Source organism: Hydrogenophaga sp. NH-16 (assembly GCF_004006415.1).
In the GTDB taxonomy this organism is placed as follows: Bacteria; Pseudomonadota; Gammaproteobacteria; order Burkholderiales; family Burkholderiaceae_C; genus Hydrogenophaga; species Hydrogenophaga pseudoflava.
On the sequence record NZ_CP029344.1, the window covers coordinates 4,649,281 to 4,669,907 of the forward strand.

26 protein-coding genes are annotated in these 20,627 nt (G+C 67.9%); 11 read left to right on the top strand and 15 right to left on the bottom strand.

What is annotated here, in order from left to right; all coding sequences use genetic code 11:
* Nucleotides 1–44: 44 nt before the first annotated feature.
* The 9 genes from DD542_RS22435 to DD542_RS22475 all read right to left on the bottom strand — a co-directional run bounded on the left by DD542_RS22435 (nt 45) and on the right by DD542_RS22475 (nt 7,590).
* Nucleotides 45–665: a formyltransferase family protein gene (locus DD542_RS22435; protein ID WP_127807129.1), complete on the bottom strand. Its 621-nt coding sequence runs from the start codon at nt 663–665 to the stop codon at nt 45–47.
* Nucleotides 656–1,786 carry an ABC transporter ATP-binding protein gene (locus tag DD542_RS22440; RefSeq protein ID WP_127807130.1) on the bottom strand — a complete coding sequence of 377 codons (1,131 nt, stop codon included), beginning with the start codon at nt 1,784–1,786 and terminating at the stop codon, nt 656–658. Before DD542_RS22440 ends, DD542_RS22435 begins: the two co-directional genes overlap by 10 nt.
* Nucleotides 1,783–1,953, bottom strand: coding sequence for a hypothetical protein (locus tag DD542_RS23635; protein ID WP_164868309.1), 171 nt, complete (start codon nt 1,951–1,953; stop codon nt 1,783–1,785). The genes DD542_RS22440 and DD542_RS23635 overlap by 4 nt, the downstream gene beginning before the upstream one ends.
* Complete coding sequence (locus DD542_RS22445; protein ID WP_127807131.1) at nt 1,895–2,113, bottom strand: Com family DNA-binding transcriptional regulator; 219 nt, start codon at nt 2,111–2,113, stop codon at nt 1,895–1,897. The genes DD542_RS23635 and DD542_RS22445 overlap by 59 nt, the downstream gene beginning before the upstream one ends.
* Before the next feature lie 160 nt (nt 2,114–2,273).
* Nucleotides 2,274–2,510, bottom strand: a complete 237-nt coding sequence (locus DD542_RS22450) for a hypothetical protein (protein WP_206610702.1) — start codon at nt 2,508–2,510, stop codon at nt 2,274–2,276.
* 10 nt (nt 2,511–2,520) lie between these two features.
* Nucleotides 2,521–4,365: a hypothetical protein gene (locus DD542_RS22455; RefSeq protein WP_127807132.1), complete on the bottom strand. Its 1,845-nt coding sequence runs from the start codon at nt 4,363–4,365 to the stop codon at nt 2,521–2,523.
* A gap of 2 nt (nt 4,366–4,367) precedes the next feature.
* The gene (locus DD542_RS22460; RefSeq protein ID WP_127807133.1) at nt 4,368–4,739 is read right to left on the bottom strand and encodes a hypothetical protein; all 372 of its coding nucleotides are present in this window, start codon (nt 4,737–4,739) and stop codon (nt 4,368–4,370) included.
* Nucleotides 4,740–4,811: 72 nt separating this feature from the next.
* Entirely contained in the window at nt 4,812–5,813 is a 1,002-nt protein-coding gene (locus DD542_RS22465; protein WP_127807134.1) for a plasmid recombination protein, read from the bottom strand.
* A gap of 445 nt (nt 5,814–6,258) precedes the next feature.
* Nucleotides 6,259–7,590 carry an integrase family protein gene (locus DD542_RS22475; protein ID WP_127807135.1) on the bottom strand — a complete coding sequence of 444 codons (1,332 nt, stop codon included), beginning with the start codon at nt 7,588–7,590 and terminating at the stop codon, nt 6,259–6,261.
* A 255-nt stretch (nt 7,591–7,845) separates the two neighbouring features.
* On the opposite strand from DD542_RS22475, the gene DD542_RS22480 reads away from it, so the two are divergent.
* From DD542_RS22480 to gloA, 5 genes are read left to right on the top strand one after another with little or no spacing between them, the layout of a single operon-like run.
* On the top strand, nt 7,846–8,328 hold the full coding sequence (locus DD542_RS22480) for a YeeE/YedE thiosulfate transporter family protein (protein ID WP_079366974.1): 483 nt from the start codon (nt 7,846–7,848) through the stop codon (nt 8,326–8,328).
* Nucleotides 8,325–8,750: a DUF6691 family protein gene (locus DD542_RS22485; RefSeq protein ID WP_127807136.1), complete on the top strand. Its 426-nt coding sequence runs from the start codon at nt 8,325–8,327 to the stop codon at nt 8,748–8,750. Before DD542_RS22480 ends, DD542_RS22485 begins: the two co-directional genes overlap by 4 nt.
* A gap of 49 nt (nt 8,751–8,799) precedes the next feature.
* Complete coding sequence (locus DD542_RS22490; protein ID WP_241559626.1) at nt 8,800–9,390, top strand: thioredoxin fold domain-containing protein; 591 nt, start codon at nt 8,800–8,802, stop codon at nt 9,388–9,390.
* Between the two features lie 16 nt (nt 9,391–9,406).
* A complete protein-coding gene (locus DD542_RS22495) occupies nt 9,407–10,030 on the top strand; it encodes a hypothetical protein (protein WP_127807137.1) in 624 nt (207 codons plus the stop codon).
* Between the two features lie 11 nt (nt 10,031–10,041).
* Complete coding sequence (gene gloA, locus DD542_RS22500) at nt 10,042–10,455, top strand: lactoylglutathione lyase (protein WP_127807138.1); 414 nt, start codon at nt 10,042–10,044, stop codon at nt 10,453–10,455.
* Between the two features lie 61 nt (nt 10,456–10,516).
* On the opposite strand, the gene DD542_RS22505 is transcribed toward gloA, so the two are convergent.
* A complete protein-coding gene (locus DD542_RS22505) occupies nt 10,517–11,098 on the bottom strand; it encodes an OmpA family protein (RefSeq protein WP_127807139.1) in 582 nt (193 codons plus the stop codon).
* A gap of 188 nt (nt 11,099–11,286) precedes the next feature.
* Here DD542_RS22505 and DD542_RS22510 point away from each other — a divergent pair, with 188 nt between their 5' ends.
* Nucleotides 11,287–11,850: a gamma-glutamylcyclotransferase gene (locus DD542_RS22510; RefSeq protein ID WP_241559826.1), complete on the top strand. Its 564-nt coding sequence runs from the start codon at nt 11,287–11,289 to the stop codon at nt 11,848–11,850.
* A gap of 23 nt (nt 11,851–11,873) precedes the next feature.
* The gene (gene pdxH / locus DD542_RS22515; protein ID WP_127807140.1) at nt 11,874–12,509 is read left to right on the top strand and encodes a pyridoxamine 5'-phosphate oxidase; all 636 of its coding nucleotides are present in this window, start codon (nt 11,874–11,876) and stop codon (nt 12,507–12,509) included.
* Between the two features lie 8 nt (nt 12,510–12,517).
* Here pdxH and folK read toward each other — a convergent pair whose 3' ends face one another.
* Genes folK through DD542_RS22540 form a run of 5 tightly spaced genes read right to left on the bottom strand, consistent with a single transcriptional unit; the run spans nt 12,518 to nt 17,202 of the window.
* Nucleotides 12,518–12,994, bottom strand: a complete 477-nt coding sequence (gene folK, locus DD542_RS22520) for a 2-amino-4-hydroxy-6-hydroxymethyldihydropteridine diphosphokinase (RefSeq protein WP_127807141.1) — start codon at nt 12,992–12,994, stop codon at nt 12,518–12,520.
* A 19-nt stretch (nt 12,995–13,013) separates the two neighbouring features.
* The gene (gene pcnB / locus DD542_RS22525; RefSeq protein ID WP_127807142.1) at nt 13,014–14,708 is read right to left on the bottom strand and encodes a polynucleotide adenylyltransferase PcnB; all 1,695 of its coding nucleotides are present in this window, start codon (nt 14,706–14,708) and stop codon (nt 13,014–13,016) included.
* Complete coding sequence (locus tag DD542_RS22530; RefSeq protein WP_066149872.1) at nt 14,705–15,373, bottom strand: HAD family hydrolase; 669 nt, start codon at nt 15,371–15,373, stop codon at nt 14,705–14,707. The genes pcnB and DD542_RS22530 overlap by 4 nt, the downstream gene beginning before the upstream one ends.
* Before the next feature lie 12 nt (nt 15,374–15,385).
* Complete coding sequence (hda, locus tag DD542_RS22535; RefSeq protein WP_127807478.1) at nt 15,386–16,072, bottom strand: DnaA regulatory inactivator Hda; 687 nt, start codon at nt 16,070–16,072, stop codon at nt 15,386–15,388.
* A 17-nt stretch (nt 16,073–16,089) separates the two neighbouring features.
* On the bottom strand, nt 16,090–17,202 hold the full coding sequence (locus DD542_RS22540; RefSeq protein WP_127807143.1) for an AI-2E family transporter: 1,113 nt from the start codon (nt 17,200–17,202) through the stop codon (nt 16,090–16,092).
* A gap of 103 nt (nt 17,203–17,305) precedes the next feature.
* On the opposite strand from DD542_RS22540, the gene purM reads away from it, so the two are divergent.
* From purM to DD542_RS22560, 4 genes are all read left to right on the top strand, one after another.
* Nucleotides 17,306–18,343, top strand: a complete 1,038-nt coding sequence (purM, locus tag DD542_RS22545) for a phosphoribosylformylglycinamidine cyclo-ligase (RefSeq protein WP_127807144.1) — start codon at nt 17,306–17,308, stop codon at nt 18,341–18,343.
* Nucleotides 18,344–18,436: 93 nt separating this feature from the next.
* On the top strand, nt 18,437–19,003 hold the full coding sequence (locus DD542_RS22550; RefSeq protein WP_127807145.1) for an isochorismatase family protein: 567 nt from the start codon (nt 18,437–18,439) through the stop codon (nt 19,001–19,003).
* On the top strand, nt 19,000–19,632 hold the full coding sequence (locus DD542_RS22555) for a DJ-1/PfpI family protein (RefSeq protein ID WP_127807146.1): 633 nt from the start codon (nt 19,000–19,002) through the stop codon (nt 19,630–19,632). Before DD542_RS22550 ends, DD542_RS22555 begins: the two co-directional genes overlap by 4 nt.
* Nucleotides 19,611–20,627 carry a helix-turn-helix domain-containing protein gene (locus DD542_RS22560; RefSeq protein WP_127807147.1) on the top strand — a complete coding sequence of 339 codons (1,017 nt, stop codon included), beginning with the start codon at nt 19,611–19,613 and terminating at the stop codon, nt 20,625–20,627. The genes DD542_RS22555 and DD542_RS22560 overlap by 22 nt, the downstream gene beginning before the upstream one ends.

Genomic DNA, 20,627 nt, shown 5'->3' on the forward strand with positions numbered 1-20,627 from the left:
TTGGATAAATGGACCTCGCTCACGTTACGCGCATAGAAAAAGAATTACGTTCTGTGCACTGTAGCTGACGCGCTGGCCAGCTTTGAGGGCGCGAACGCTGGTTCCCATGTCGCTGGTTCGGCCGGCTGCGGCCTTGCGGGCCGATTTCCGGCCCTCAGAGCGTCGATCACCTCTCCGAATAGTCTGATGCCAAGCGGCCCGAGATCGCGGCGCCACAGTGATTCTGGCGTGTCGTCTCGCCTCACCCAGCACCAGTCCTGAGCCGCGATGTCGCCCGTGTCGGCGCCGTCGTCCAGCCAATAGACCGTTCCGCCTGCGGTCTTGTCCCCCATGTGAATCGTCCAGTGGACCGCGTCGCGCCCCCTGTGCCGTGGCAGCAGGCTCGGGTGATAGCCCAGTGCGCCGAGCCTGGCCTTGGCCCGCGCGTCGGCGGTGACGAACACGTGGGCATGCGCGCACAGGATCAGGTCGACACCGCCCGGCACCCACTCCGCGTCCAGCCGGCGTGTGACCTGGCACAGCGGAATGCCGGCGTCGACGGCGGCGGCGGCCAGTCGGTCGTCCACCCTCGGCGCGCTGACGGCCGCCACGTCCAGGCCGCGCTCCAGGCACAGGCGCAGCACCTGCTCCCCCAGCCACTTCTGCCCGACGATCATCACCCGCATACCGGCTCCCCGAGGTAGCGGAAGCCCTGGACGGCCCGGAAGTGGCCGCCGTACCCTGCGGTGGGATTCTTAAACCCGTGGCGGCTGGCGGATTTGGCCACGCTGGCCGCGCTCCTGACCTTGTCGTCGCCCACCAGCCGCGCCGAGACCTGCGTCCACCTCGAGGAGCGCCGCAGCGCGCTGGCCAGCCCCGGGTGGCTGGTGTGAAACAGGGCCGGCATCGGCAGGCCGTAGCGGTTCTCGCCGAGGCGCCAGCGCTCGCAGACCGCGTCCAGGAAGCGCAGCCCGACGCCCGCGCCTTGCCACTCTGGCATGACCACCAGGCGGCACGCGCGGGCCTCCTTGAGCCCGGCGCGGGTGCTGACGGCCACATGCGCGACCAGCTGGCCGGCCACCGTGGCCACGTAGTTCGTCGCAGCGATCATGCGGGGCAGCTTCAGATAGTGATGCGGCTCAAAGGCAGGCCAGTGCTCCCAGCCGGTCTGCCAGAGGTCGACGTCGATGCGTGGTCGGCGCCGAAGCCACCCCCGGGAAAACTTGCCGGTGGCCGTGTCGAACACCCAGTCGGGCTGGAGCCAGTCGAGCACGTCGTAATGGCAGCTCAGCAGCACCGCCCGCCCTTTTGTGCGGCGCCAGGCCTTGGCGAAGGCACCGGCGCCGATCTGGGCGATCTGTCGGTCCACCACGCTGCTGAACTCGTCCAGCACCACCTGGTGGGGCGCCTCGGCGATCAGCCTGGCGAGGTTGGCGCGGAACTGCTCGCCGTTGGACAGCACCGGGAAGGGCCGCAGCCAAGTGGGCACGCTGCCCAGGCCCACGCTGGACAGCGCGGCCGTCACGTCGTCAAAGCTGCCCTGCGGGGTGATGGCGTCGATCACCGGGGCATCAGCGGGCCATGCAGGCGCCCACAGCGCCTCGGCGCCCCAGATCGACCGCCCCATGCTGGTTTTGCCTGAGCCGCTGGGGCCAACGATCACGCCGATCTGCCACGGCGCGCCCTCGATGTCGAGATCCGCCTCGAGGCGGAAGTTGGCGCCGCTGTCGACGTTGAAAAGAGACTTCACTCGGGCGGCGCGGTAGGTACTGAAGTCGTCGCAGCGGTGGTGCACGTCGATCTTCATACGCACACCACCCTCGGCTTGTAGCCCTGTTTCAGAAGGCGGCCGTAGAGGCGCTGCTGGTCGGCCTCCGTCTTGCAGACGATCACCAGGCCGAACTGCTGGCGGTACTTAAACCCGTTCTCGCCGGGTCGGCGGGCCTTGTCGGCCGTGGGGGCTGGTTTGCCCATGGTCATCCCCTTTGGGGCGTGACGCTCTCGGGCGCTCTGGTGAGGGGCTCTCGGCCCTCAGGTGGTTGATCGTGCCGCAGCGCGGGCACTTGATCTGTAGGACGGTGAATTCTCCGGCGCCCAGCTTTCGCGAGCAAGCACCGCATCTGATTTCGTTCATTGCAAGCCTATTACGCTATTTGTAATGTCTGGTAGGCTCGTCCCGCTGTCGCGACAGTGGCGGGTCTTCGCCTGGCTTGCAGCTCATGTCTGCAGGTTGGGGGTTTGGCCTGGTGTTCCCGCACCTGGTCAAGCCGCCCGTCTTTTTTCGCTGGTCCTGGTCACTCCTCCACGGTCACAAACGGCAGGTCGGGCGCGGGGCCTGTCAGCAGCCCGCCCTTGACGAACACGCGGTCGCTGACGGCCGCCGTGCCCCGGGCGCGCACCTGGCCGCCGCCGGGCAGCTCCACAGTCACCGTGCCGTCGGCATGTGTGGCCACCACGTCGCCCACCAGCTCGGGCTGGGCAACGTCCGGGTCTCTTTTGACGATCTTCAGGATCTCGACAAACAGGTTCATGGGGTGCTCCTCAGACGCCCAGGTGGCGCTCGATCTCCAGCGTCTGGCGCACCTCGGCGCCGTGCTTGAACGATCCCGACACACCGCGGACCATGCCGCGCCACGGTGTGGACTCATTCACCTGGATCAGCTGGCCGACGGACAGAATGCCCGGCTGGCTTGGGCCGGTGAGCACCGGCAGGGTGGCTGTGATGCGGTGCTTTGGCCCGGCCGCTCCGATGACCGCACGGCCTCTCTGACGCACCACTTCGACCGCAGTGATCAGCGGGTCGGTGATCGGGCTGGGCAGCTTGTCACCGGCCGAGCCGTCGCGGCGGTAGAGGCCGCTCACACCTTGGGTCGCGCCCGACACATAGACCGCGTTCAGGTCCGGCCCATCTTCGCGCTTGATGCCGATGGTCACCAGCGACAACGGCGACAGCTCCACCGCGGGCGTCACACCGGCCAGGCCCCAGTTCCACGGCCCGCCCAAGATGCCGCCGGTGAGGTCCGGGTACGGGTGCAACGCCTGCAGCTCCGGCAGGTAGCGGTGGCTTTGCAGATAGCCGCCGGCCGCGCCCACGATGGTGGCCACGGCGCCCAGCGGGGTGCCGGTGTGGCTCCATGCGCCCGCGGGCACCAGCCAGTCGGTGAGACCCCACGAGAGAGACACGCCCGTGAACTCCAGCGCTTGCAGGGCCAACTGCTGGGCGGTGTATGTGGCCGTGTTGAGGTACTGGGTTTCGCGGGCCAGTGGCGCCGCCAGCACCGCGGTGAGGCTGCTGCAGGTCACCTTGACATCGCGCTGCCCGTGCGCCTCGTCCCTCGATAGGTCGTCCACCAACATGTCGAAGCGGATGCCGTCGGCCTCAACCCGCACTCGGGCGGGCACGCCGGAGACAGGCGCCAGGTCGTCGAACGCGCTGCGCCGCAGCGACAAGGTGAACGACCAGCCGAACGAACCACGGTCGGCGCTGTAGCTGAACTCCAGGATGGGCAGCGGCAGCATGTCTGGCAGGCGCCAGGCCTGCAGTGAGTGGACGGCCATATAGAACCTCGCGGGAAGGATGAACAGGGGCGCGCCTGGCCCCACCGGCGGCAGGCACACATGCCCGAACACCAGGTCGAGCGGCGCGCCGGGTTCGTAGGGCGGGCAGGCGAACACCAGGTCCAGTGAGACCGGGTGCGGCGTGATGCCACCCTCACCCGGTGGCACCAGCACCGTGAGGCCTGGCGGAATGAGCTGGGCGGCCACCTGCCAGCGGGCACGGATGGCTCGCTGCGCCGGCGTGGCCACCTGGTGCGGCGCGTGGGCGCGGGCGCTGATGGGCGCGCCCTGCTGGGCGCTGACGGTGCGCAGCAGGTGCAGCACGTCGGCCACCTGGTGCGGCGCCAGCAGGTTGACCGTGGCAGGCGCGGCCAGCTGCCAGCCGATGGCGCCCAGCACGTCCAGCGGCGTGCAGGCCTGGTAGACCATGCCCCGCTGCTGGCTCACTGGCGTGGCGGCCTGCCAGGCAGTGCGCGCGGGCGTGTCGGCGCGCTCGGTCTTGTCCCACGGCGCCACGGGCGCGGCGGCGGCCCGGTCGGCGCTCTGCCAGGCGCTGGCGCTCGCCTGGTCGGCCGGTGCCGGCTGGCCCCAGGGTGCCACCGGCTGCACCTGTGCAGGCGCGGCCACCTGGTGGCGGGCCGTGAAGCCGGCGGACACGGTGGCGGGCAGGCGGTTGTCGTAGAGCAGCGTGCCGGTGGCCTCTGGCGCCTCCAGGTACAGCGTGCCCTGCAGCGTCAGCGGCAGGATCTCGGGCCCGAGCGTGTCGCCGAACACCAGGTCCAGCGGATCACCCGGGACGTATCGCGGCCGGCTGAAAACCAGATCCACGGTCAGGTCCTCACGAACTCGATGGACATGGTGACCACCCCGCCGGGGTACATGGCCGCGCCGGGCGGGGTCTGCCCGTCGCTCACGATCAGCTGCGCACCGCTGCCCGGCAGTCCGGCGCTGGCGTCGTACACCGTGGTGCCGGTGCCATCCACGAAGCGCGCCCAGGTGGGTGTGCCGGACAGTGCCACGTTGGCCTCCACCTCGATCAGCATGTACGCATCGGTGGCGTGCATCACCAGGTCAGCGGCAGACAGCGAGCGGATCACCAGCGGCGGGTCGGCGCTGGGCGCCTCAGTGCCCGGGTAGACCGATCCGTAGACGTGCACCGCACCCCCGCCGCTGGCCAGGATGCGGTCGCGAATGTCCAGCACCTGGGCACGCCGGATGTAGAGTTTACTATTCAGTTCGCAGACCGCATCTCCGTCAATTGAAGTCCGAACCGTTTACACAAAAATTCGGACACGCCCGGTCAAGTCGGAGTCCCTGACGCGGATCAATCCATCTTCTTCAACCTGTTCAAAGGTAGGGGTCGCAGATACATACCTTCGCTTTTCCTGTCGTTCGAGCGCCCTGCGTTCAGCTTCTCTTGCGATGCTCAGACGCTCTAAAGGTCCAGTTCCCTCTGGAAAACCTACACAGGATAGGTTTTGATCTTCAGTTGTCGTGGGAACGAAACCTATAGGGATCGCTTGGGGTGGCTCAGGGATTTCATCTTCCCTGGGTCGAAGGCTCTCCACCTCGATGTTCAGCGCCTTCACAGCATCCGTGGGATCACGCTCTATGCAGGCTTTAAACACAGGCCAAAGGGCTCCGATTGCCTCTGGTAGCTTTTGTTCCTCGCATTCCCGAAGAACAGCGGCCACAGCCCACTGCTTAACGATGCCGCGAAACTTAGCGTTTTCGCGTTTCAATCCGGCAGGACCGGCTACTGATTTGAAAAACGAGTCGCTGAGTTTTCTGGTCGATGCCTGTGACAGCATCTTGCACCCAACATACTCCTTGTCTTTTATCGGAAGCAACAAAACATGCAGGTGCTTGGTCGCTTCGTCGCGATGCTCGGTAGCCAACAGCACAGGCAATCCATAGGCACTACGCGTCCATTCCAGGCAATTGGCAAAGTAGCTGAGTGAATCGAAGCCTCCGCGCACGGTCGACAAGCTGAACACTAGCTCATAGGCATGACAGTAGTCTTTGCGCAGTGTTGCAAAGTCGATACCGGCTTCGGCCGCCAACGTCTTTGACAACGCCACAACTTCACTCGCGCTGGTTGGTCCAGCCAAAATAACGTTCTGATGAATACGAGTTGGGTCGATGTAACCATTAGCGCCCCGCTCTGCTTGAATCTCACGCAGGTTGTGGCGCGCCGCATCCATCAAAGTACATTTCTTCCGTCCACCGTAGCCGCTCATTCCGATGGACTTGACCGAGAAGAACATGGTGGTCATCACAACACCCCCATGACACGGCGAATTCCATCAACGGGCCAAGCTAACCGCCCGTTCACCCTCAGTGGGCGCAAACCTTCTGGAAACGTTTCTTAGCATGCCCAACCACGCATGGTTTGTGGGCGGCGATTTAGGTAGTAGGCGGCTTGTGCAGTTGGTACTGTCGGGCGACTCACCGTGTCCAGTGGCGGGAATTGTTGAGAGTCAGAATAGGCGCGCCGAGCTTCTGCGCTGTGGTTCGTGGTGTGCATGGTTTCTCCAGGTGGCCAGCCGGCGGCTGGTCTGGAAACCCATTGTTCGCATACGTCGATTTGAGTCGAACCCTATATGGGTCTTCTCAGTTAAGAACGATGTTCAATTAAATGAATTCCATTCAAAAGAAACCCGTTGCAGAGGATTGTTTCCTTACGAATCAAACAGATATGCTCAACGAGTCGCATATGGGTCATCGACCCAACGGTTCTCGCCGCACCACGGCGCGCAACTTGCCCGGCTGCGCTTTCGGGTCATACTGCACGCCGGCCAGCGCCAGGATGTGGGCCTCTATCTGCTCAAGGAACGGGCGCAGGGCATCTACGCTGCGCGGGCGGTAGCCTTCGGCGGTTCCGCTGGGTTTGTGGCCCATTACCTGGGCAATAGCGCCAGCAGGTGCGCCTGCAGCCTCTCCCAGCAGCGAAAACGAACGGCGCAGCCCGTGGATGGTCAGGCCCTTGATGGACGCGCTCTGCAGCGCCTTCGCGTGGCTCGCCCGAGTGTCAGCGATTCGGCCCGCCTTGCCGGTGCTGGCAAACACAAACTCGTTGCTGTGCGGGAGGGTCGCCAGCAGTTGGGCAAGGTACGGGGTCAGCGGAATGATGCGCGTGGCCTCCACCTTGTCGGCAATGGTCAGCTTGCACCATTGGAAATCCACATCGGCCCACTTCACCGCGGCCAGTTCTTCGCGGCGGGCACCAGTCAGCAGCAAGGCGCGCAGGTAGACAGACGCGGTGCGGTTGTTAAGTTGCTCCACGCCAGCCCACCAGCCCGGCACCTGGGCGGCTTCCAGTGCATCGGTGCGGCGGGTGTTGCTGGGCAGACTCTCCACGATGGCGGCGGCGCGGCCCGCGTCCCGGTCGGTCAGCTTGCGGTATTCAGGGCGGGCGCTGCACCAACGGAGGAAGCCCCGGAACATCATCAGGGCGCGCGCGGCTTGGTGTTTCCCGGCTACAGCTTCGCGGTCGAACCAGCTTTTCAGACTGTCCTCATTCACATCCGCCAGCGGCAGCGCCATCAAGGGAAACAGCGGCCCCGGTCGGGTAAGTCCTTCCCCTCGCTTCTTTTTCACCCCACCGGGCGCGGCCATGGCCTCTAGGTCGGCGCGATATCCCGGCTTCCACGCATCGCGCCGCTTCGGCTTGCCCTGCGCCAGATATACCGGCCATACATCCCCCACGGTCAGCGCCTGGGCAGCGGCGGCGACTTCTGCAGCGGCTTTGTCGGCCTGTTGCTGGCGCTCCACTTCGCGCGGGTCGATGCCGGAATCCACCATGACAGCCAGCGCACGGGCTTTGGTGCGGGCCTGCTCCAAGGTCGCGGCCAATGTGCCGATGTTGATGCGCAGCGTGGCCCCGTTCAGGCGCGACTCGAACACGTAGGTCTTGCGGCCCGTGGGCGTGGCGCGCAGGGCCAGGGTCGGGGTGTCGGTGTCCCACAAAAACGCCTGTGACTTGCCGGGCGGACAAGTGAATGCTTCCACGCGCCCAGCGGTCAGACGAACCCGGCTCTTCAGTACACTCATGGCTCACCCCGGAGAATCTGTAGGCAATCTGTAGGCAAACACCACAAATAAACCCATGTGCAAATCAACACCTGGCACGGCCAAAAGCACCACAAGTTGTTGATTTACATAGATTGTATCTACAGACATGTATACTGTCGAACACTCCTTTCGTGTCATTCGTAATGAGAAGGTCGGGGGTTCGACTCCTCTCTCCGGCACCAATCCCAAAGCCCTGACTCGAAAGACTCAGGGCTTTTTCATTTCATTCACCCCATGGACGCCATCGCCTCTTCCATTGCCGCCCTGTTCCCCCTGGGCTGGATCCACTACCTGGCCGGCGGGCTGCTGATCGGCGCGGGCGTGGCCCTGCTGTTCGTCTGCACCGGCCTGGTGGGCGGCATGAGCACGGTGTTCTCGTCCACCTGGTCGTTCGTCGTGCGGCGGCCGTTCTTCCAGCAGGCGCGGTTCACCGATTCGCGGGTCTGGCGCCTGGTCTACGCCGCCGGCCTGGTCCTGGGAGCGCTGGTCTGGTGGCTCGGATTTTCCGATGGCACGCCCGGCTCCACCGACATCCCGGCCTGGCAGTTGCTGCTGGGGGGCGTGCTGGTGGGTTACGGCGCGCGACTTGGCAACGGCTGCACCTCGGGCCACGGCATCTGCGGCCTGGGTTCGCTGCAACTGCCCTCGCTGGGGGCGGTGCTGACCTTCATGGCCACCGCCTTTCTGGTGGCCAATCTGGTCGGAAGCTTCGCATGAGCGGTTTTTCTCTGACCCTCTCGAAAGCCCTGGCCGTGCTCGCCAGCGGGGCGCTGTTCGGCTTCGGGCTCTCGCTGGCCACCATGATCCGGCCCGAGGTGGTGCTGAGCTTCCTGCGCTTTCAGGACATGGGGCTGATGCTGGTCATGGGTGGCGCGGTGCTGGTCACCCTGCTGGCCTACCGCTTCAGCCCTGCACTGCTGCGCCAGCCGCTGCTGGGCGGCTACTTTCACCAGCACGTGAGTGTCTGGAACCGCGACACTCTGATGGGTGCCGCCCTGTTCGGTGCCGGCTGGGGCCTGTGTGGCGTCTGCCCGGGTCCGGCCATCGCCGGGCTGGGCACCGGCAACTGGGACCTGCTGTGGGCGCTGGGCGGCATTGCCCTGGGCGCCCTGCTGCAGGGCCTGCGCGCCCGCGCCTGACGAACTTCCTCTCTGCCGGCCGATCCCAACCCATTTTCCGGAGAACACCATGATCACCCGCCGCCTCTCGCTCGCCCTGCTGGCCACCTCCGCCCTCGGGCTGATGGCCTGCTCCAAAGAAGATGCTGCCAGCGGACAGCCCGCGGCCGCCGCCCCGATCGATCCCGCCCAGGCCTACGACACCGTGTCCCGGGAGGCCAAGGGGTTCACCGCCGGCGCGATGATGAGTGCCCACACGGTCTATGTGCTGTTCGACCCGCAGTGCCCGCACTGCAGCCACCTCTGGGCGTCGTCCCTGCCGCTGCAGACCAAGGTGAAATTCGTCTGGGCACCGGTGGCCATCATCGGTCCCAAGAGCCTGCCGCAGGGCGCGGCGCTGATGCAGGCGGCCAACCCGGTCGAGACCATGACCGCGCACGAAAAATCGCTGTTGGCGGGACAAGGTGGAATGTCCGCCTCGGCCAGCATCCCGGCCGAGGTCGAGGCCACCATCAAGGCCAACACCGCCCTGCTGGACCGGCTGGGCGCCGACTCGGTGCCCTTCATCGTGGCACGCCATGCGGGCAGCGGCCAGGTGATCACCCGCGCAGGCTCCATGGACACCGCCGGTCTCTCCAGCTGGCTGGGCATGCAGCCCTGACGCGCTGGCCCGCTGCATGGACATCCTCACCCTCGCCCTGCTGTTTGCGGTGGGCAGCTTCCTGCTCAAGACCCGCGAACAGCGCCAGCGCATCGCCCTGCTGGGCGCCCACCTCGGACAGTTCCAGATCGAGAAGCTGATGGAGCGGCTCAACGACGGCTACCTGAGGGCGCTGGACGAGCCGGACGAGCAGCGCCAGCAGCAGATCTGGTCGCTGCACACCGCCACCGAGGAAGCGCTGGCCCAGCAGTTCGAGCGCTTTGCGCAGGCGTTCTCGCAGGCCGACGCCTCCTCCACCTGGGTCAACCGCAACCCGCTGCCCCAGGCCCACCGCTGGCTGCCCGCCTGGCTGGCCCCGGGCTTCGATGCTCGGGCCCTGATGCAGCTGCACGCGCAGGGCATCGCGCGTGTGGTCGCCAACCCGCAGCAGTGGCCGGTGCGCGAGCGCGCCCGCACCCTGCTGGCCGAGCTCTACCTGATGCAGCACAGCTGCCACTGGTTCTGCCGCTCGCACGCTCTGGCGTCGGCTCGGCTGCTGGCCCGCCACAAAACCGCCTACGCGCAGGTGCTGCAGGCGGTTTCCCCTGCCACGCGGGAGGGCTATCAGGCCCTCACCGGCGTGCGCGCCACTCTTCCCTGACCATCAAGACCATGCGAATCCTCCACACCATGCTGCGCGTCGGCAACCTGCAACGCTCCATCGACTTCTACACCCAGGTGCTGGGCATGCAGCTGCTGCGCACGTCCGAGAACCCGGAATACAAATACTCCCTCGCATTTCTCGGTTTCGACGGCGGCAACCCCGGCCAGGCCGAGATCGAGCTGACCTACAACTGGGGCGTCGAGCAGTACGAGCTGGGCACGGCCTACGGCCACATCGCGCTGGGCGTGTCCGACGCCTATGCGGCCTGCGACAAGATCCGCGCCGCCGGCGGCACCATCACGCGCGAGGCCGGCCCGGTCAAGGGCGGCACCACGGTGATCGCCTTCGTCACCGACCCCGACGGCTACAAGATCGAACTCATCCAGCGCGCCGACACCGGCGCCGGTCAGGGCCTGCGCTGAGCCGGACCACCAACAAAAAAGCCCGCTGGACAGCGGGCTTTTTTGTTGGCGAAGGGGTCGCTCAGAGAGCGATCACCACCTCCACACGGCGGGCCTCGGCGTTGTTGCCGGAGCCCGTGGCGGTCTCGGGCTTCTTGAGTTCGATGCCCGACTCGGCCACGCCGGCGGCCTTGAGCGCGTCGCGCACCGCAAGGGCACGCTGCTTGGCCAGCTCGGCGTTCTTGGCCGGATCGCCAGTGGAGTCGTGGAAACCGGAGATCACCAGCTTCTGGCCCGCCTTGCCGGCGGCGATGGCATCGGCCAGCGCTTCCACAGCGCCCGGCGCCAGGTCGGACTTGCCCGACGCGAAGTAGAACTTCACCACGCCGTTTTCCACCACCACGCTGGCATCGTCGCTGCCCGCCGCCGGGGCCGCGGCCTCGGGTGCCGCCGCGGGCGGGGCGCTGGCCGCGGCACCGTTCGCTGCCCCTGCGGAGGCGTCTCCCGCCGTCGCTGCAGCCACCGCGGCCGGGGCTGCCTTTGCGCCCGAGCCACGCACCTTCTGGATCGCCACACCGATGGCCAGACCGACCGCCATCAGCACCACTGCGATCAGCACCACCGCCGCGACGCGGTATTCCTGTTGTTCGTCCTGGGAAGACATGGGCAACACTCCGTGAAGAATAATGAGGGATTGAACTTCAGCCCCCTGCAGCTCCTCCCTGAAGGAGTCCGACAGGCGCAAAAACCCGAAGATTGTAAATGGCTGCCCCTCGCGCCCGACCGCTGCCCTTCATGCCCCGCAACCGCCCCCAGAGCACCTGGGAACCCTCGCAACGCGATGGACGGCAGATGATGGCGGACACCCTGGCGCAGTGGCGCTCGCTCGGCCCCGACGCCGACCTCTGGGTGTTCGGCTACGCCTCGCTGGTCTGGCGCCCCGAGTTCGAGGCCGCCGAGCAGCGCCTGGCCCAGGTGCACGGCTACCACCGCTGCCTGAACATGTACAGCCGCGTCAACCGCGGCACGCCCGAGCGCCCGGGCCTGGTGTTCGCGCTCATGCCCGGCGGCAGCTGCACCGGCATGGCGCTGCGCCTGCCGCACGACCAGGTCGAGGCGGCCATGCCCGCACTGTGGGCGCGCGAGATGCCGAACCCGGTCTACGACCCCAAGTGGCTGCTCTGCCGGACCGCGCAGGGGCCGGTCTGCGCCCTGGCCTTCACCCTCTCGCCCCGCAGCCCCAACCACACCGGACCGCTGAGCGACGCTCAGTACCGCGACATCTTCGAACACGCACGCGGCCGCTACGGCACCACGCTGGACTACGCACGCCAGACCCTGCAGGGCCTGCGCGCGCACGGCATCGAGGACCGCGCGCTGGCCAAGCTGCTCAGCATTGCCGACGATCTGCCCTGAACACGACACCACCAGGACCCACCATGAACATCGCCGACCTGCGCAAGAGCTATGAAAAAGCCGAACTCAGCGAATCCGCCTCGCACGCCGACCCACTGCAGCAATTCGACCAATGGCTGAACGAGGCCATCCGTGGTGAAGTGCCCGAGCCGAACGCCATGACGCTGGCCACCGTGGGCGCCAACCTGCGGCCCACCACGCGCGTGGTGCTCATCAAGGGCTACGACGAACGCGGCATCGTCTGGTACACCAACTACAACAGCCAGAAGGGCCGGCAGCTGGCTGGCAACCCGTACGCCGCGCTGCAGTTCCACTGGGTCGAACTCGAGCGCGTGGTGCGCATCGAAGGCCTCGTGGAGAAGGTCAGCGACGAAGAGAGCGACGAGTATTTCCACAGCCGCCCGCTGGACAGCCGCATCGGCGCCTGGGCCAGCCCGCAGAGCGAGGTGATCGAGAACCGCACAGTGCTGGTCACCAACGCCGCGAAGTACGGCGCCCAGTTCATGCTGCGCCCGCCCCGCCCGCCGCACTGGGGTGGCTACCGCCTCAAACCCGACACCTGGCAGTTCTGGCAGGGCCGCAAGAGCCGCCTGCACGACCGGCTGCGCTATTCCCTGCAAGCCGACGGTGAATGGCTGCGGGAGCGCCTGGCGCCGTGAGCGCCCCCTCAGAGTCGTTCGATCGCCTGGTCGGCAACGGCTGAGAGGTGGTCCGCAGCCACCAGGCCGGGCGCTATCTCCGCCAGCGGCACCAGCACAAACGCCCGTTCCCGCATGCGCGGGTGCGGCACGGTCAGTTCGGGTGAGTCGATGCGAGCGCTGCCATAGAGCAGCAGGTCCAGGTCCAGCGTGCGCGGGGCGTTGCGGTAGGGGCGCTCGCGACCGGCGGCGTTTTCGATCCCCTGCAGGGCCGCCAGCAGCGCGGGCGCGGTGAGCGCGCTGGCCACTTCGGCCACGGCATTGAGGTAGTCGGGACCGCTGGACTCGATGGGCGCGGTGCGGTAGAGGCTGGAGGCCTTGACGAGCCGCAGGCCGTGCGTGCTGCCCAGCGCCTGTAGCGCCTTGCGCAGGGTGTCGGCGGCATCTCCGAGGTTGGCACCGAGGGCCACGTAGGCCGTGACCTCGGGGCGCCCGGTGTCGCTCATATCTGCAAGAGGTCTATTGTCAGTCGGCCGACGGCGCAGGAGGGGCGCCTTCACCACCACCGGACGGCTTGCGGCGGCGACGGCGGCGCTTGCGGGCCGGCGCCTCGCCCTCGCCGGGCGCGGCGGCGTCGTCGACATGGTCGCTGTCGGGAGCAAAAGCGCTGCCATAGAACACGGTGCGCGCAGGGCTCTCGTCCTGCTCGTCACCGCCCTCCGCGGGGCGGAAACGCGGATCGTCCCGCACCGGCTCGGCGACGCCCGACGCCGGACGGTCGGTGTCGGTCTTCTTCACGCGGCGGGCCTTGCCGCCACCGCCAGCCCCCTTGGGCTGGCCGGCCTTGCGCTGCGCATCCACCATGTCCTGGCGGTGGTCGTCGTCGGCGGTGCTGAAGGTTTCCCACCAGTGCGCCAGCTCCTCGTCCACCTCGCCGGTCTGGGCGCGCAGGCGCAGGAAGTCGAAACCGGCGCGGAAGCGCGGCTGCTCGACCAGGCTGAACGGACCGGTGCCCACGCGCTTGTCGAAGCGCGGCTGCATCATCCAGATCTCGCGCATGTCGGTGCCCAGCTTGCCGCGGCCCGACACGTCGCCGATGCGGGCGTCGAAGGCCTCGTCCACCGCGTCCTGCAGCGCCGCGAACGGCGTGGGCGGGCGCTGGTTGCCGCGCGGTTGCAGCCGCCGCTCCCAGCCCTTGCGCACGTCGGCCCACAGCACGCAGGCCAGCAGGAAGCTGGGCGCCACCGGCTTGCCCTCGCCGACGCGGCGGTCGGTGTCCTGCAGCGCCAGCTTGACAAAGTCGTCCTCGGCCCGCTCCACCACCAGGTCGAGCAGCGGGTAGATGCCGCGAGCCAGGCCGTGGGTCTTGAGCGCCTCGACGCTGGCCAGCGCGTGGCCGGTCTGCAGCAGCTTGAGCATCTCGTCGAACAATCGGCTCTGCGGGACTTCCTTGAGCAGGTCCACCGAGGACACCAGGGGTTCGCGCGTCTTGGCGTCGAACTTGAAACCCAGGGCATTGAGCTTGGCGGCGAAACGCACGGCGCGGATGATGCGCACCGGGTCTTCGCGATAGCGCGTGGCGGCGTCGCCGATCATGCGCAGCGTCTTCTTCTGCGCGTCGCGGATGCCCTGGTGGAAGTCGACCACGACCTGCGCCTCGGGGTCGTAGTACATGGCGTTGATCGAGAAGTCGCGCCGCGCGGCGTCCTGCTCGATCGGCCCCCACACGTTGTCGCGCAGCACCCGGCCGCTGGCGTCCACCGCGTGCTTCATGCCCGAGAGCTCGCCCTTGCTGGTGCGCTCGTTGCCGCTGACCTGCTCGGCGTCGGCGCTGTCGAGGTAGGCGCGGAAGGTCGAGACCTCGATCACCTCGTGTTCACGGCCGCGGCCATAGATCACGTGCACGATGCGGAAGCGCCGGCCGATGATGAAGGCGCGGCGGAACAGGTTCTTGACCTGCTCGGGCGTGGCGCTGGTGGCGACGTCGAAGTCCTTGGGCCGCAGGCCCAGCAGCAGGTCGCGCACCGCGCCGCCGACGATGTAGGCCTCGAAGCCAGCCTGTTTGAGGGTGCGCACCACGTCCAGGGCGCGCTGGTCGACCAGCTTCGGGTCGATGCCGTGGACGGAAACCGGCACGTCCTCGCGCTTGCCGAACTTGCTGGCCTTGGCGCTTTTGCCGGAGGCCTTGCCCAGCAGCTTGTCGATGAATTTCTTGATCATTCGAATAGGTTCAGGATGCGCCAGCCTCGCTCGGTGGCGATGGCGCTGAGGCGGGGGTCCGGGTTGGTCGCCACCGGCTCGGTCACTTTCTCCAGCAGCGGGAGATCGTTGAGGGAGTCGCTGTAGAAGCTGCTGTGCTCCACGTCGGCCCAGGACAGGCCGCGGGAAGCCAGCCATTGTTCCACACGCGCGACCTTGCCCTCGCGGAACGAGGGGGTGCCCCAGATGGCACCGGTCGGGTTGCCCTGCGGGTCGCGCTCCAGGTCGATGGCGATCAGCTCGGAAACACCGAAGGCCGCGGCGATGGGTCGGGTGACGAACTCGTTGGTGGCGGTGACGATCAGCACCTGGTCGCCCGCCGCCTGGTGGCGGCGCACCAGCTCGACAGCCACCGGCCGGATGGCGGGGCGGATCACCTGGTCCATGAAACGGCGGTGCGCAGCGTTGGACTTGTCCACCCCGTGCTCGGCCAGCGGGGCGACCGAGAAGCGGATGTACTCGTGGATGTCCAGCGTGCCGGCCTTGTACTGCTCGTAGAAGGCGTCGTTGGCGCGGGTGTGGGTTTCGGCGTCGCGCCAGCCCAGCGCCACAGTGAACTGGCCCCAGGCGTGGTCGGAGTCCAGGGGCAGCAGGGTGTGGTCCAGGTCAAACAGCGCGAGTCTCATTCGGGGAAGTCTTCATTCGTTGTCCAGCATGGACTTGATCAGCGGAATCGTGATGGCGCGCTGCGTGCGCAGGGCGTAGGCGTCGAGTTGCTCCAGCAGCATCATCAGGCTGGAGAGGTCGCGCGAGAAGCGGTTGAGCATGAAGTCCATGACCTCGTCGCCCAGAAACACGCCGCGCTCGTCGGCGGCGCGCCGCAGCACGGATCGGCGCTCGGTCTCGCCCAGGGCCTTGAGCTGGAACACATGGCCCCAGCCCAGGCGCGTGCGCAGGTCTTCGCGCAGCCGCAGGTCGGCCGGCGGCCGGTCGGCCGCGGCCAGCACCCAGCGCGCCGGGCCGTGGGCCGGGGTCTGGGCGTTGACAAACCAGTTGAAAGCCGCGGCCTGCTGCTCGGCGGTGTAGAGATGGCAGTCGTCGAGGATCACCGCGTCCCAGCTCTCGTCGAACTCGATCGGGTGCAGGATGCCCGCCCCGATCCAGCCGGTGCGGGCGCCCAGGTCGCGCAGGGTTTCGCGCACCGCCCGCAGCAGGTGGGTCTTGCCGCTGCCGGGCTCGCCCCAGAGGTAGGTGGGCACCGGCGACCGCAAGGGGTTGTAGGTCCACAGCCGCAGGTGCTCCAGCACGGCCTCGTTGCCCGCCGCCACGAAGTTGTCCAGCGTGGGCACGGGCGCCAGCCCGATGTCCAGCGCCATCTGTTTCATGGGCGGCTGAACCGGTTTCATTCCGCGCCGTCCTTCGGCTGGGCCGGCGCGGCCGGGGCGGTGGCTGCGCCGGGCAGGTACAGGTCGCTGGCCAGGTAACCGGCCCTGGCGCGGCGGATCGCCACCAGCAGCACGGCGCTGGCCGGCAGCGCGATCAGCACCCCCACGAAGCCGAACAGATGACCAAAGGCCATCAGGGCGAAGATGACCGCGATGGGGTGCAGGCCGATGCGCTCGCCCAGCAGGCGCGGCGTCACGTACATGCTCTCGGCCACCTGACCCACTGCGTAGACCACACCGACCAGCGCCACACCGGTCAGGCTCTGGAACTGCAGCACGGCGGCCAGCAGGCCCATCACCAGGCCCAGGCCGAAGCCGAGGTAGGGCACGAACACGGCCAGACCGGTGAACACGCCGATCGGCAGCGCCAGCTTCAGGCCCACCAGGGCCAGCGCCACGGTGTAGAACACCGCCAGCACGCCCATCACCAGCAGCTGGCCACGCAGGTACTGGCCCAGCACCTCGTCGGTCTCATCCAGGAAGCTCTGCACCGAGGGCAGCCAGCGCGGCGGAATCAGCCGCTTGCTGCGCTCCACCAGCCCCGCCCAGTCCAGCAGCAGGTAATAGGCCACGATGGGGGTGAGCACCAGGTTGCCGAACACCGCCGCCAGCGCGCTGCCGCCGATGCGCAGCGAGGACAGCAGGCCGTTGATCAATTCCTGCTCGTGACCGGTGACCAGTTCCTTGAGCCACTCGCGCACCTGGGCCACATCGATCTGAAGGTCGATGCCAAAGCGCCCCGCCAGCGGCACCAGGCTGTCGTTGACCCGGTCCAGCAGCGCCGGCACCTGTTCCTTGAGCAGCGGCACCTGCTTGGTGATCACCGGCACGATCAGCAGCACCACCGCCAGCAGCACCAGCATGAGCAGGGCGATGGCCACACCCGCCCCGAGCCAGCGGGGAATCCGCCGGTCGTTGAGCTTTTCCACCAGGGGATGCAGCGCGTAGGCCATCACTGCGGCCAGCACGAAGGGCATCAGCACCGGCGCCAGCACCGTCAGCAGCGCCCAGATCGCCACGGCGATGGCGACCCAGGTCAGGGAACGGATCTGCGCGGGGGAAAGGGTCATGGGGTGCAAGCTCAGGTGAACGGGGGCCGGAGGGCGAACCCTTAAAATCAGCCGCAAATTCTAGTCCCCGGCCCGCGCGGGCCCTCTCCCCGCCCTCCCCCCTATGACCTCCAGCACCACCCCCCTTTCCTACAAAGACGCCGGCGTCGACATCGACGCGGGCGACGCGCTGGTCGAGCGCATCAAGCCGCTGGCCAAGAAGACCATGCGCGAAGGCGTGCTGGCCGGCATCGGCGGCTTCGGCGCGCTGTTCGAAGTGCCCAAGCGCTACCAGGAACCGGTGCTGGTGAGCGGCACCGACGGCGTGGGCACCAAGCTCAAGCTGGCCTTTGAATGGAACCTGCACGACACCGTGGGCATCGACCTGGTGGGCATGAGCGTCAACGACGTGCTGGTGCAGGGCGCCGAGCCGCTGTTCTTCCTCGACTACTTTGCCTGCGGCAAGCTGGACGTGGAAACCGCTGCGGCCGTGGTCGGCGGCATCGCCAAGGGTTGTGAACTCTCCGGCTGCGCCCTGATCGGCGGCGAAACCGCCGAAATGCCCGGCATGTACCCAGCCGGCGAGTACGACCTGGCCGGCTTCTGCGTCGGCGCGGTCGAAAAGTCCAAGATCCTGACCGGCAAGGACGTGAAACCCGGCGACGTGGTGCTGGGCCTGGCCTCGCACGGCGTGCACTCCAACGGCTTCTCGCTGGTGCGCAAGTGCATCGAGCGCGCCGGCAGCGACCTGCCCGCCACGCTGGACGGCCAGCCCTTCCGCCAGGCCATCATGGCCCCGACCCGCCTGTACGTGAAGAACGTGCTTGCCACCCTGGCCAAGCACCCGGTGAAGGCGCTGGCCCACATCACCGGTGGCGGTCTGCTGGAGAACATTCCCCGCGTGCTGCCCGAAGGCACGGCCGCCCACCTGAGGAAGGGTAGCTGGCCGCAGACCGAGCTGTTCGCCTGGCTGCAGAAGGTCGCCGGCATCGACGACATCGAGATGAACCGCACCTTCAACAACGGCATCGGCATGGTGGTGGTCATCGACGCCGCCGAAGCCGCGGCCTGCGCCGCCACGCTGCGCGAACTGGGCGAGACGGTCTACGAGATCGGCGCCATCGCGCCCAAGGGCGACGGTGCCTCGGTGGTCGTGGCCTGATGTCCTGATCTGATCGAAACCTGTCCGCGGTGGTGGCGGACAGGCGGCGTCCCGGCGGGAACAATGCAGCCATCTTTTCAACGGAGCTGCCCCATGAACACCGCCCTGCTGGTCATCGACGTCCAGGAATCCTTCCGCCACCGTCCCTACTTTGACGCCTCGGCACTGCCGGCCTACATGGCCGAGCAGAACGCCCTGATCGACGGCTGCGTCGCCCAGGGCATCCCGGTCGTGCGCATCCTGCACAGCGACGGACCGGAGACGTCGGACAACTCCTTCTCTCACGCCAGCGGCCATGTCCGCCCGCTGGCCGAGCTGTCCGTTTTTGATCCGGCCGCCAGCTTCGTCAAGCGCCGGCACAGCGCCCTGGTCGGCACCGGGCTGGACGTCTGGCTGACCGAAAACGGCATCCGCCGCCTGATCGTCAGCGGCATCCGCACCGAGCAGTGCTGCGAAACCACCACCCGCCACGCCTCCGACCTCGGCTGGGAGGTCGACTATGTGCTGGACGCCACGCTGACCTTCGACATGACCCAGCCCGACGGCTCGCCCCTGACCGCGGCCGAGATCAAGGCGCGCACCGCCACCGTGCTGCAAGGCCGCTTCTGCACCCTCACCTCGGTGGACGAGGCGCTGGCACGCGCCGGGGCCTCGGCGTGACCCGTCCGTTCGGCATCGCCATCCTGGCCTTCGACGATGTCGAGGCGCTGGACCTGGCCGGTCCCTACGAAGTGTTCACCACGGCCGCCCGCATGGCGGCCCGCCCCGAGGCCGCGGACTGGCCCGGCCAACCGGTCGCGGCGGGCTGGCAGGTGGCCTGCGTGGCGCGCACCCGGGCGCCGGTGCGCGCCCGCGCCGGGCTGCAGGTGCTGCCGACCCGGGATTTCAGCGACGAGACACCGGTGGACCTGCTGATCGTGCCCGGCGGTGTGGTCGACGCCGCCGCCCACTGCCCGGACACGCTGGACTGGGTGCGGCGCGCCAGTGCGCAGGCGACGCTCACGGCCTCGGTCTGCACGGGCGTGTTCGTGCTGGCCGCCGCCGGGGTGGTGACCAACCACCGGGTGACGACACACTGGGAAGACCTGGACGACCTGCGCCGCCAGTGGCCTTCGCTGGACGTGGTCGATGGCATGCGCTGGGTCGAGGACGGCCGCGTGTTCAGCTCGGCGGGCATCAGCGCCGGCATCGACCTGTCGCTGCACCTCGTGGCCCGCCTGACCTGCCCCGAACTGGCCGAACGCACCGCACGACAGATGGACTACCGATGGATGAACCGACCCGACTGACGCCCGCCACTGTGGTGGACGTGCATTTCGTGCTGCTGGACGACAGCCTGATCCTCGATTGGGCGGGTCCGGCCGAGGCGCTGCGCATGGCCAACCAGTCGCTGCAGGCCAAAGGCCAGCCGGCGGCTTTTGCGCTGCATTTCACCGGCCCGCGCACCGAAACGGTCAGTTCGGTGGGCGCCCGGGTGTCGGGGCTGGTCCCGCTGCCCGACCTGTCCCGGCCCCAGCGCCCGCAGTGGGTGGTGCTGGTGGGCCAGCCGGGTGACCAGGTCGCGCTGGACAGCCCCGCCGCGCGCGAGCTGCTGCACTGGCTGCATGGCCTGCGCCTGGCCGAAGGCCAGGTGGAGCTGATGTGCATCTGCGCTGGCGCCGTGGTGGCCGCCCGCGCCGGCCTGCTGGCGCGCCGCAAAGCCACGACGCACCACCACCATCTGGACGAACTGCGCCAGTCCGCGCCCGACTGCGAGGTGCTGGCCAACCGGGTGTTCGTACTGGACACGCCGGTGTTCAGCAGCGCCGGCGTGACCACCGGCATCGATCTCACGCTGCACCGCATCGCCGCCCGCCTGGGGCCGGCGCTGGCGGCCGAAGTGGCACAGACCATGGTGGTGGCGCTGCGCCGCGGCCCGCAGGACCCCGAACTCTCGCCCTTCCTGCACCACCGCGACCACCTGCACCCCGTCCTTCACCGGGTGCAGGACGCGGTGAGCCAGGCGCCGCAGGAGGCCTGGACCGTGCCGCGCATGGCCGACCGGGGCCACACCTCGGCGCGCCATCTGACCCGCCTGTTCGAGGAGCACGCAGGGGTGTCACCGCTCACCTACCTGCAGCGCATCCGGCTCGCCGTGGCCCAAGCGGCACTCCAGAGCGGGCACAACGTCACGCAGGCCGCGCAGATCTCGGGGTTCGGCTCGGACACGCAGTTGCGCCGCGCCTGGCACCGGCATGGGCAGCCGGGCACGCCCGGCAACACACACAGAGCGGCGGCCCGCTGA